Origin of the sequence: Mesorhizobium sp. ISC25 (genome assembly GCF_042295465.1) — a bacterium.
GTDB lineage: Bacteria > Pseudomonadota > Alphaproteobacteria > Rhizobiales > Rhizobiaceae > Mesorhizobium.
Map to the genome: position 1 here is coordinate 559,501 of NZ_CP135441.1, position 11,680 is coordinate 571,180.

Genomic DNA, 11,680 nt, shown 5'->3' on the forward strand with positions numbered 1-11,680 from the left:
CCATGACGCCGGACCTTCTCTCCAGCCTGTCGCTCTCGACGCCAGAGCTGATCCTCGCCATCGGCGCCTTGGCGCTGTTGATGCTCGGCGCCTATTCGCGCGCCAACACCACCGTCACGGTGAGCGGCCTTGCCGTCGCCGTGCTGGTGATCGCCGGCGCCTGGCTGGTCTTTTCGCCGGGACAGGGCAACGCCTATGGCGAAGCCTTCATCCAAGATCCGTTCGCCCGCTTCATGAAGGTTTTGGCGCTGATCGGCTCGGCGGTGACGCTGGTCATGTCGGTCCGCTTTGCCCAGGCGGAGCGTTTCGACAAGTTCGAATATCCGGTGCTGATCCTGCTCTGCACGCTCGGCATGATGCTGATGATCTCGGCCAACGGCATGATCGGGCTCTATCTCGGCCTCGAGCTGCAGTCGCTGGCGATCTACGTGCTGGCGGCGATCAACCGGGACAATCTGCGCTCGACCGAGGCCGGGCTGAAGTATTTCGTCCTTGGCGCGCTGTCGTCGGGCATGCTGCTTTACGGCATCTCGCTGGTCTACGGCTACACCGGCAACACCGGCTTCCAGGAGATCGCCGCGGCGCTGAGCGGCGGCGAGCGCCAGCTTGGCCTCGTCTTCGGCCTGGTCTTTGTGTTGGCCGGCCTTGCCTTCAAGATCTCGGCGGTGCCGTTCCATATGTGGACGCCCGACGTCTATGAAGGTGCGCCGACGCCGGTGACGGCTTTTCTGGCGGCGGCACCGAAGATGGCGGCGATGGCGCTGATGGTGCGCGTCACCATGGGCGCCTTCAAGCCGATCGCCGCCGACTGGCAGCAGATCATCGTCTTCATCTCGATCGCCTCGATGGCGCTCGGCGCCTTCGCGGCGATCGGCCAGACCAACATCAAGCGGCTGATGGCGTATTCCTCCATCGGCCATATGGGTTATGCGCTGGTCGGCCTTGCCGCCAACAGCCAGGACGGCGTGCGCGGCGTCGCCATCTACATGCTGATCTATCTGGTGATGACGCTCGGCACCTTCGCCTTCATCCTCGCCATGCGGCGCAAGGAGGGCAATGTCGAGCAGATCAGCGATCTCGCCGGCCTGTCGGCGACCAATCCGATCATGGCGACGATCCTCACCATCCTGATGTTCTCGCTGGCCGGCATTCCACCGCTCGCCGGCTTCTGGGGGAAATGGTACGTGTTCCTCGCCGCCATCAACGCCAACCTCTACGCGCTGGCGATCATCGGCGTGCTGGCCTCTGTGGTGGGCGCCTATTATTATCTGCGCATCATCAAAATCATGTGGTTCGACGAACCGGTCGGCGGCTTCGTGCCGATGGCGACCGAACTGCGCGTCGTGCTCGGCGTCTGCGGCGCCTTCGTGCTGTTCTACGTGCTGATTGGCGGCCCGATCGGAACCTACGCGGCAGCCGCGGCCAAGACCTTCTTCTAACGGAATGACGTTCAGGCTGGCTCCAACCGCGGCTTCGGAAGGGTTCCGGCTCGAGGCGCACGATACGGTCGGCTCCACCAATGCGCTGGCGCTGGAGCACGCGCGGGCAGGCGATCCCGGCAAATTGTGGGTCGTTTCAAAAAAACAGGAAGCTGGGCGTGGCCGCCGTGGCCGCGCCTGGGCGACGCCCGAGGGCAATCTGGCCGCGACGCTGCTGGTGATCACCAACACCGAGCTTCGACTTGCCGCGACGCTCGGCTTCGTTGCCGGACTGGCGCTGGCCGACGCGCTCGACGCCGTCGTGCCGAAGGGCAGGATCGCGATCGGCCTCGATGGTGCGAGCCAAGGCAAGAACCGTTTCGAGCTGAAATGGCCGAACGATGTGCTTGCCTCGGGCGCCAAGCTCGCCGGCATCCTGCTGGAATCGGCGATGCTGGATGGCGACTGTTCGGCGGTGGCTGTCGGCATCGGCGTCAATGTGGTGGCTTATCCCAAGGATTTGCCCTATCCAGCGACGTCGCTCAACGAGCTGGGGTCTGCTTGCGATGCCGAGACGCTGTTTCTGGCGCTGTCGGACGCCTGGAGCGAGAACGCGCGGCTGTGGAACGAAGGGCGCGGGCTTGCCGCCGTCAGGCGGCGGTGGCTGGCACGTGCGGCGGGGCTTGGCGGGCAGGTTGCTGTCAGAATTGACGGTAATGTGGTGCGCGGCACCTTCGAGACCATTGACGAGGACTGCCGTTTCGTGATCCGCGACGATCAAGGTTCGGTTCTGACGATCGCTGCCGGCGACGTGCATTTCGGCGCGGTTGCCTCGGCCGGCGTTTGACCGGCCAATACGTTTGACTGGCCAGCATTTGACCAGCTTGAATTTGACCGGCCCACAATTTTGACCGGCAAGGAAGGAAAGACCATGGCGATAGCGGAAAACGCCGAACTTGTCTTCGTGCCGCTCGGCGGTGTCGGCGAGATCGGCATGAACTTCGCCCTCTACGGCTATGGGCCGGCCAATGCGCGCGAATGGATCATCGTCGATGTCGGCGTTACTTTTCCCGATGCAACCCTGCCCGGCGTCGATCTGGTACTGCCCGACACCCGCTTCATCGAGGAGAATGTCGCCAATCTGCGCGGCATAGTCATCACCCATGCGCACGAGGACCACTACGGGGCGTTGCACGATATCTGGCCGAAGCTCAAGGCGCCGGTCTGGATGACGCCGTTCAGCGCCGGCCTGCTGGAAGCCAAGCGGCAGGGCGAGCAAGGGGCGCCGAAGATCCCGGTGACGATCTACCGGGCCGGCGAGAAATTTGCCGTCGGCCCATTCGAGATCGAGGCCATCCCCGTCGCCCACTCCATTCCCGAACCGATGTCGCTGGCGATCACGACGCCGGCCGGTATCGTCATCCATACCGGCGACTGGAAGATCGATCCGGCGCCGACGGTCGGGCCGATGACCGACGAGGCGCGCTTCCGCGCCTATGGCGACAAGGGCGTGCTGGCGCTGATCTGCGATTCCACCAATGCCATGCGGGAAGGGGAATCGCCGTCCGAAGTGGCGGTGGGCGAGGGTCTCAAGAGCGTCATCCAGAACGCCAAGGGCCGTGTCGCCGTCACCAGCTTCTCCTCCAATGTCGGGCGCATCGTCTCCATCGCCAGGGCAGCGCGGGATGCCGGCCGCCAGTGCCTGGTGCTTGGCCGCTCGATGAAGCGCGTCATCGATGTGGCTGATGAACTCGGCTATATGGACGGCTTGCCGGAATTCATCGCCGAGGAGGATTACGGCTTTATCCCGCGCGAAAACCTCGTCATCATCTGTACCGGCAGCCAGGGCGAGCCGCTTGCCGCACTTGCCAAGCTGTCGCGCAACGAGATGAAGTCGGTGGCGCTGACGGCCGGCGACACGGTGGTGTTTTCCTCGCGCACCATTCCCGGCAACGAGAAGGCGATCCTCGAAATCAAGAACCGCCTGATCGATCTCGGCATCAAGATCATCGAGGACGGCGATGCGCTGGTGCATGTCTCCGGCCATCCACGCCGCAGCGAATTGCGCAAGATGTATGAATGGGTGCGGCCGCAGATCGGCGTTCCCGTGCATGGCGAAGCGGCGCATCTGGTGGCGCAGGGCTCGTTGATGTCGACGTCCGGCATCGGCCAGGTCGCGCAGGTGCGCGACGGCGACATGCTCAGGCTGTATCCGGGTTCCGCTGCCATCATCGACCAGGTGCCGTTCGGCCGCATCTACAAGGACGGAAGGCTGATCGGCACCGACCAGGCGATGGGCATTCGCGACCGCCGCAAGCTGTCCTTCGCCGGACATGTCGCCGTCAATGTCGTGCTCGACGACAAATACGAGCTTGCCGGCGACCCGGATCTCGTCGCCATCGGCGTCGCCGAGGCCGACGGCGGCGGCGAGAGCCTGGAAGACCTGATGATCGATGCGGCAATCGGCGCCGTGGACTCCATCCCCCGCCAGCGCCGAAAAGACCTCGACCTGGTCCAGGAGGCGGTGCGGCGCGCGGTGCGTGGCGCGGCCAACGAAGCCTGGGGCAAGAAGCCGCTGGTGACAGTGTTCGTCACGCGGTGACGAACAAGGGAGTAGGGGAGTAAGGCAGTAGGGGAATAGGGAAGTAGGAGTTAGGAGCGCAAACAGATGCACTTCTAGATCCAGTTTTTCCCTACTCCCCTACTGCCTTATTCCCCTACTCCCCTAACCCGGGAGTACCTATGCTCGGACGCCTCAACCATGTCGCGCTTGCCGTGCCGGATCTGGCTGCGGCTGCGGCGGTCTATCGCGATACGCTTGGCGCCCGCGTGACCGCGCCGCAAGCGCTGCCGGAGCATGGCGTTACGGTGGTGTTCGTCGATGTCGGCAACACCAGGATAGAGTTGCTGGAGCCGCTCGGCGAAGGCTCGCCGATCGCGGGATTCCTCGAGAAGAATCCGTCCGGCGGCATGCACCATGTCTGCTATGAGGTGGACGACATTGTTGCGGCGCGCGACCGTCTCAAGGCCAGCGGCGCGCGCGTGCTGGGCGACGGCAATCCGAGGACCGGCGCACATGGCAAGCCGGTATTGTTTCTGCACCCAAAGGATTTCTTCGGCACGCTGATCGAACTGGAGCAAGCATGAGCTGGGTTTCGTTTGTCGCCCTGTTCTTCGCCACATGGTGGGTGGTGTTGTTCGCCGTCCTGCCGTTCAGCATGCGGACGCAGGACGAGGACCAGGACGTGACGCTTGGCACGGTTCCGAGCGCGCCGCGCGGACCGCACATGCTGCGGGCGGCGCTGCGCACGACGATCGCCACGCTGGTCCTCATGGGTATCTTCTACGGCATCACGAGAGGGCTTGGCCTCGGTATCGACGACATCCCGCACATCGTGCCGGATTTCAACCAGAGCCCGGCGCATTAGCCGGCTACCTACCGTGTCCGGCTATCCCAGCCTAGCCGACGCCCTGAAATCAAGCTGAGCCAGCAAGGTCAACCCAAAGTAAAGGGCGGGGCGAGTTTGGCCTGACGCAACGTCATGTAGTTTGGTAATCTGTCGTGCTAACCAAATGATTGCACAAAAAAAATGCAAGGCGCGAGGCCTTGCAATTTAAACGCGTCCGATCTGTTTCCGGTGTCCGGCGGCAGCGAGTTACCGCGCCTAGATCGCATCCTCCCAAGACTTTGACCGCGTAGGAGAGCAGATTTTTCTCTACCCTCTCGGTTATGGGGGCACACTAGCCTAAGCCAGGTGAAAATGTCACGAAGAATTTTGCCCGGAAACAGGCAATCTCGTGCTGCAGTGCACAATAGTACGGCAGGCGTTGCTTGCGAAACGCCCAGCAAGCCGTGTGCGGCAATTGCGGCGCCTGTGCAGCGCCTGGGCCGGGTTTCCATTCCGCCATGAAATGGCTATGAAGCCGAGGCAAGCAAGCCTGCGCTGCGCCGATTCCGGCGCCGCCATCCTCTCTCACGGACCAGTTCATGCGTTTGTCGCGCTATTTCCTGCCCATCCTCAAAGAAAATCCGCGCGAGGCCGAGATCGTCTCGCATCGGCTGATGTTGCGCGCCGGCATGATCCGCCAGCAGGGGCAAGGCAGCTTCTCCTGGCTGCCGCTCGGCAAGCGGGTACTGGACAAGGTCTGCCGGATCATTCGCGAGGAGCAGAATCGCGCCGGCGCGCTCGAAATCCTGATGCCGACCATCCAATCGGCCGAGCTCTGGCGCGAAAGCGGCCGCTACGAAGACTACGGCAAGGAGATGCTGCGCATCAAGGACCGGCAAGATCGCGACATGCTCTACGGCCCGACCAACGAGGAGATGGTCACCGAGATCTTCCGCTCCTACGTCAAGTCCTACAAGGACCTGCCGCTCAACCTCTACCATATCCAGTGGAAGTTTCGCGACGAGGTGCGCCCGCGCTTCGGCGTCATGCGTTCGCGCGAATTCCTGATGAAGGACGCCTATTCCTTCGACCTCGATTATGAAGGCGCCAAGGCCGCTTATAACCGCATGTTCGTGTCCTATCTCAGGACGTTTACGCGCATGGGGCTGCAGGCGATCCCGATGCGCGCCGACACCGGGCCGATCGGCGGCGACCTCAGCCATGAGTTCATCATCCTGGCCGACACCGGCGAGAGCCAGGTGTTTTGCCATCGCGACTATCTCTCGCTTGATGTACCGGGGGCGAATACCGACTTTTCGAATGACGCCGAGATCGCCGAGATCGTCAAGACATGGACGACGCCCTATGCCGCCACCGACGAAATGCATGACGAAGAGGCATGGGAAAAGCTCTCCGAAGGCGACAAGGTCTCGGCGCGCGGCATCGAGGTCGGCCATATCTTCCATTTCGGCGACAAATATTCCAAGCCGATGGGGGCCAAGGTGACCGGGCCGGACGGCAAGGATCATTTCGTCTCTGGCGGTTCCTACGGCATCGGCCCGTCGCGGCTGGTGGCGGCGATCATCGAGGCCAGCCATGACGATAACGGCATCATCTGGCCGGAAGCGGTGGCGCCGTTCGACATCGGCCTGATCAACATGAAGGCTGGCGATGCCGAATGCGACCGCGTCTGCGGCGAACTGCATGCCGCCTTTGCCGCCGCCGGCAAGGAGGTGCTCTACGATGACACCGACCAGCGGCCGGGGGGCAAGTTCGCTACCGCCGACCTGATCGGGCTCCCGTGGCAGGTAATCGTCGGGCCGCGCGGCGTCGCCGCCGGTGAGGTCGAGATCAAGAACCGCAGGACCGGCGAGCGCGAGACGCTGCCGATCGGCGACGTGAAAAAGCGTTTCGGTGCCGCCGCATGAACGAAGCGGCAGCAGCCAAACCTTCGGGGGCAGGACCCTTTTCCAGCTTCGAGCGCATGGTGGCGTGGCGCTATCTCCGCTCGCGCCGCAAGGAGACGGTAATCTCGGTCATCGCCTCGATCTCCTTCCTCGGCATCATGCTGGGCGTCGCCACGCTGATCGTCGTGATGGCCGTCATGAACGGCTTTCGCGCCGAACTGCTGACGCGCATCCTCGGCGTCAACGGGCACCTGATCGTGCAGCCGCTCGACATGCCGCTGGAGGACTATGCTCAGCTCGCCGGCCGCATCAACGGCGTGCCCGGCGTCAAATACGCCATTCCGCTGATCGACGGACAGGTGCTGGCGCAAGGCAATGTCGGCGGCGGCACCGGCGCGCTGGTGCGCGGCATGCGTGGCGAGGATCTCGGCAAGATCACAATCGTCGCCAACAACATCAAGGAGGGCTCGATCGTCGGCTTCGACACCGGCGAGGGCGTCGCCATCGGCAGTCGCATGGCCGAGAATCTCGGCCTTGTGCTCGGCGATACCATCACGCTGATCTCGCCCGAGGGCGACGTCACGCCGCTCGGCACGACGCCGCGCATGAAAGGCTATCCGGTCACCGCGATCTTCGAAGTCGGCATGTCGGAATATGACAGCTCCATCGTCTACATGCCGTTTTCGGAAGCGCAGCTTTATTTCAACATGGACGGCAGGGCGCAGACGATCGAGATCTACGCCGACAATCCCGACAATATCGACGCGCTGAAGCCGAAGGTCGAAGAGGCGGCGCAGCGGCCGATAAGCCTTGTCGATTGGCGGCAACGCAACAAGACGTTCTTCGACGCGCTGCAGGTCGAGCGCAACGTCATGTTCATGATCCTGACGCTGATCGTGCTGGTGGCGGCCCTCAATATCATTTCGGGGCTGATCATGCTGGTCAAGGACAAGGGCCACGACATCGCCATCCTGCGCACCATGGGAGCGACGCGCAGCGCGATCCTCCGCATCTTCCTGATGACGGGGGCTGCGATCGGCGTTGTCGGCACCATCGCCGGCGTGCTGCTCGGCGTCGTGATCTGCCTCAACGTCGAGCGCATCCGCCAGTTCTTCTCCTGGCTGGCCGACGAGCGGCTGTTCAATCCCGAGCTTTATTTCCTCAGCCAGCTGCCGGCCCGGATGGATGTCAGCGAGACGATCTCGGTCGTTCTCATGGCGCTGGCGCTATCGTTCCTGGCGACCCTGTTTCCGGCGTGGCGCGCGGCCAGGCTCGATCCGGTCGAAGCGCTGAGGTACGAATGATGGCCGAGGCCATTATCGAGCTGAAGAGCGTCGAGCGGCACTATGTGCAGGGGCCGCGCAAGCTGACCATCCTGAATGGCGCCGATTTTTCGCTGAAGCGTGGTGAGATGGTGGCGTTGGTGGCGCCGTCGGGCACCGGCAAGTCGACGCTGCTCCATACGGCCGGGCTGCTGGAGCGGCCGGACGCCGGCGACGTGATCCTGGCGGGGCGCGCCTGCGGCCGGCTTTCCGACGACGAGCGCACGGCGATCCGCCGCAACGACGTCGGCTTCGTCTATCAGTTCCATCATTTGCTGCCGGAATTCTCGGCGTTGGAAAACATCATGATGCCGCAGCTGATAAAAGGGCTGCCGCGCAAGGAGGCGGCCGAGCGGGCGGCGCAATTGCTCGACTATATGCAGATCGGCAAGCGGGCGCAGCATCGCCCGTCCGAGCTCTCCGGCGGCGAGCAGCAGCGCGTCGCCATTGCGCGTGCCGTCGCCAATGCGCCGCTGGTGCTTTTGGCCGACGAGCCGACCGGCAATCTCGACCCGGTGACCGCTTCCTATGTGTTCGAGGCGCTGGCAGCGCTGGTCCGGCAATCGGGCCTGGCGGCGCTGATCGCCACCCACAATCATGAGCTCGCCTCGCGCATGGACCGCCGCGTGACGCTGGCCGACGGCAAGGTCGTGCCGCTTTAGGTGCGTCGGTAGTCAGGTAGTGACGGCCCGCGAACTGGCAGAAGCCGTTCCGCTATTTTTCGTGCGCGCTCTCGGCCCGAACGGATCGGCAATCTCCCTCTCAACCCTTTCTTAACCCTGCCGAAAATGACCGCGGGCGATTTCGGTGATGCCCGGACCGCGGTCGTTGACATTCGAACAAAATTAGAACAAAATAAGAACATACTAACAACAGGAGAGAGTTATGACCGATCTTGTTCAGGATGTCGTCTCGCTGGTGTGCATGAGCACGTTCCTCATTTCCATGGCGATCTGGATCGGCGCGATGTGAGGATTGGGCTCAAGGATGGGCTCGATGCTGATGAGCGAGGGCCGCCTTCGCATATTGCTGCAGGCATTGGGCTGGTAGTTTCAGCCGGCCCTGCGGGCGGCTTCGACGGGCGACACCGCGGCGGGCCCGAACACGTCCTCGAAAGCGGATTTCAGCGCCAGGTCGAGGTCGGCCATGGTCACGGGAAGGCCGAGGTCGACAAGGCTGGTGACGCCGTGATCCTGGACGCCGCACGGCACGATGCCGCTGAAATGGCTGAGGTCCGGCTCGACATTGATGGCGATGCCGTGAAAGCTCACCCAGCGCCTCAGCCTGATACCGATGGCGGCGATCTTGTCCTCGGCCGCCGAGCCGTCGGGCAAAGTGGGGCGATCCGGCCGCACCACCCACACGCCGACGCGGTCCTCGCGGCGTTCGCCGCGTACGTTGAAGGCGGCCAGCGTGACGATGATCCATTGTTCGAGTGCCGCGACGAAGGCGCGGACATCCTCGCGCCGCCGCTTCAGGTCGAGCATCACATAGGCGACGCGCTGGCCCGGCCCATGATAGGTGTATTCGCCGCCGCGCCCGGCGGCAAAGACCGGGAAACGGTCCGGCTCGATCAGGTCCTCGATGCGGGCGCTGGTGCCGGCGGTGTAGAGCGGCGGGTGCTCGACCAGCCAGACCATCTCGCCGGCAGCACCACTGCGGATTGCCTCGGCGCGCGCCTCCATCACGGCGAGCGCATCGGGATAGCCGGTGAGCCCGGGCTCGATGCGCCATTCGACCGGCGCCGAGCCGGGCAAGGGCAGGAACGACGTGGCGATCTGGCTGCGTTCTGTCATGATATCTCGTCTCGCCACCCATATGGCGGCAATTGGTACAAACGTCCAGTTCCGGCACGTTCGGCCCTTGAAGAGTGATGCCGATGTTCGGCCGATTATTGCTGGCCGCGCACTTGTTTCACCGGAAACGATTTGCTACACGCCGCGGGCCGGTTGGTTCCGGCTCCTACCACGTGCGGTCGTGGCGGAATTGGTAGACGCGCAGCGTTGAGGTCGCTGTGGGGCAACCCGTGGAAGTTCGAGTCTTCTCGACCGCACCATTAAATTAGTGAACTGACTCTCCTAACTCATTGAAATGTCATATCGACAGATCCCCCTCTCACGGGGGATCTTGGAATTCTTGCCGTAGTGCGATACAGTCTGCGATACGAAATGAGATACATCGCGAGATTGGCCCATGCGAAAAGAGGCCGTCCCAGAGCCCGCCAGGGACCCGGATCGCTACCTCATCCAGCGCGACGGGATTTTCTATTACCATCGGCGAGTGCCTGCCAAGCTGGCCGGCATCGACGATCGAGGCACCTTCATTCGCAAGTCTTTGGGAACGGACGAGCGTCGCCTGGCACGTGCAATGCGCGACAGGCTTGAAGACGCGGATAAGACCCTGTGGGCCGTGCTTCTTTGCGGCGGCGAGACAAGATCAGCACTTGATCAGTATCGCGACGCCGTTCGCCGGGCTGAAGCCATGGGCGTTTCCTATCTTTCAAACGGACAAGTGGCAGGCTTTCACAATGTCGATGCGATCTTGAAGCGTGTCGAGGCGCTGGAGCGCGTCCAGGCAACCCCCGCCGTGGCCGACGCTCTTCTCGGCGGTGTGCCAGTGCCGCCGGTCAAAATCTCAGACGCTTTCGATCTCTATGCCGATGAGATCATGGCACATGAAGTTGCAGGCAAGAGCCAGTCTCAGCGCCGAATGTGGAGGAAAGTAAAGCAGAGGGCCGTCAACAATTTTGTCGGCCTGGTTGGCGACAAGCCCATCGGTGAAATCACGCGCGAGGATGGACTGGCCTTCTACCGATTTTGGCTCAAGCGTGTTGCGCCGTCGCCCGACGTCGGACCCGCAACACATTCCCCGTCGGCCGGCAATCGAGATCTCGGCAACATGCGCGACCTCTACAGGCGCTATTTCGCTCATCTGGGCGAGGAACAAAAAGGCACCCCGTTCGATGACCTGCGCTTTTCGGAGCGTGGCAAGCGCCGTCGTAAACGGCCGTCATTCGAATCCAAATGGATATCCGATCAGATCATGAGGCCAGGCGCATTAGCATCCCTGGATGCTCAAGCGCGCCGATGCGTTCTGGCGCTGATCGAGACAGGCGCACGGCCAAGCGAGATATGCAATCTCGACGAAACCGTGATCTTTCTGGACACACCGGTTCCCTACATTCGCATAACCCCAAGGGAGGACGCCGATGATCCGCGCGAAATCAAGACCGAATGGTCCGTGCGAGATGTGCCGCTGGTAGGCGTCGCCTTGGAAGTTTTTAAGAAAAGTCCACAGGGATTTCCGCGCTACCGCAATCGTGAAGAGGCACTTTCAGCAAACCTGAATAAGTATTTCAAAACCCACAAACTGTTCCCGACTCCGAAGCACAAGATTTACTCGCTCCGGCACAGTTTCGAGGATCGTATGAAAGAGGCAGGCCTCGACAGTGAGCTTCGCAAAATCTTGATGGGCCATACGATCGAGCGGGTAGAGTATGGTTCGGGCGGATCACTGCAATGGCGACGCGACGAGCTCAAGAAAATTGCTTTGCCTTTCGATCCCGAGATCGTTTGAGCCGTTCCTGGACGCGCAGCATTGCGCCCGTCTCTGCAATCAGTTTCTTCTTTTCCCGTTCAAGACGC

General features: G+C 62.5%; 10 protein-coding genes and 1 tRNA gene. 10 read left to right on the forward strand and 1 reads right to left on the reverse strand.

Annotated elements, in window-relative coordinates:
• Window positions 1-2: 2 nt before the first annotated feature.
• The 8 genes from nuoN to RQ479_RS02880 all read left to right on the forward strand — a co-directional run bounded on the left by nuoN (window position 3) and on the right by RQ479_RS02880 (window position 8,698).
• Window positions 3-1,439 (forward strand): NADH-quinone oxidoreductase subunit NuoN, encoded by a 1,437-nt coding sequence (nuoN, locus tag RQ479_RS02845; protein ID WP_376704034.1) that lies wholly within the window; start codon window positions 3-5, stop codon window positions 1,437-1,439.
• Window positions 1,440-1,443: 4 nt separating this feature from the next.
• Window positions 1,444-2,265 carry a biotin--[acetyl-CoA-carboxylase] ligase gene (locus RQ479_RS02850; protein ID WP_376704035.1) on the forward strand — a complete coding sequence of 274 codons (822 nt, stop codon included), beginning with the start codon at window positions 1,444-1,446 and terminating at the stop codon, window positions 2,263-2,265.
• 84 nt (window positions 2,266-2,349) lie between these two features.
• On the forward strand, window positions 2,350-4,020 hold the full coding sequence (locus RQ479_RS02855; RefSeq protein ID WP_376704036.1) for a ribonuclease J: 1,671 nt from the start codon (window positions 2,350-2,352) through the stop codon (window positions 4,018-4,020).
• Window positions 4,021-4,160: 140 nt separating this feature from the next.
• Window positions 4,161-4,565, forward strand: coding sequence for a methylmalonyl-CoA epimerase (gene mce / locus RQ479_RS02860; RefSeq protein WP_376704037.1), 405 nt, complete (start codon window positions 4,161-4,163; stop codon window positions 4,563-4,565).
• Complete coding sequence (locus RQ479_RS02865) at window positions 4,562-4,846, forward strand: DUF1467 family protein (RefSeq protein ID WP_292663027.1); 285 nt, start codon at window positions 4,562-4,564, stop codon at window positions 4,844-4,846. The genes mce and RQ479_RS02865 overlap by 4 nt, the downstream gene beginning before the upstream one ends.
• 560 nt (window positions 4,847-5,406) lie before the next feature.
• Window positions 5,407-6,735 carry a proline--tRNA ligase gene (gene proS / locus RQ479_RS02870; protein WP_352466856.1) on the forward strand — a complete coding sequence of 443 codons (1,329 nt, stop codon included), beginning with the start codon at window positions 5,407-5,409 and terminating at the stop codon, window positions 6,733-6,735.
• Window positions 6,732-8,018, forward strand: a complete 1,287-nt coding sequence (locus RQ479_RS02875; protein ID WP_376704038.1) for a lipoprotein-releasing ABC transporter permease subunit — start codon at window positions 6,732-6,734, stop codon at window positions 8,016-8,018. The genes proS and RQ479_RS02875 overlap by 4 nt, the downstream gene beginning before the upstream one ends.
• Window positions 8,015-8,698 carry an ABC transporter ATP-binding protein gene (locus RQ479_RS02880; protein ID WP_254818120.1) on the forward strand — a complete coding sequence of 228 codons (684 nt, stop codon included), beginning with the start codon at window positions 8,015-8,017 and terminating at the stop codon, window positions 8,696-8,698. Before RQ479_RS02875 ends, RQ479_RS02880 begins: the two co-directional genes overlap by 4 nt.
• 390 nt (window positions 8,699-9,088) lie before the next feature.
• Here the strand turns inward: RQ479_RS02880 and lipB are convergent, their stop codons facing one another.
• Complete coding sequence (gene lipB, locus RQ479_RS02885; RefSeq protein ID WP_352466854.1) at window positions 9,089-9,832, reverse strand: lipoyl(octanoyl) transferase LipB; 744 nt, start codon at window positions 9,830-9,832, stop codon at window positions 9,089-9,091.
• A 175-nt stretch (window positions 9,833-10,007) separates the two neighbouring features.
• Here lipB and RQ479_RS02890 point away from each other — a divergent pair.
• Window positions 10,008-10,092 (forward strand) — tRNA-Leu (locus RQ479_RS02890).
• Between the two features lie 137 nt (window positions 10,093-10,229).
• Window positions 10,230-11,612, forward strand: coding sequence for a DUF6538 domain-containing protein (locus tag RQ479_RS02895; protein WP_376704039.1), 1,383 nt, complete (start codon window positions 10,230-10,232; stop codon window positions 11,610-11,612).
• The last annotated feature ends 68 nt before the right edge of the window (window positions 11,613-11,680 follow it).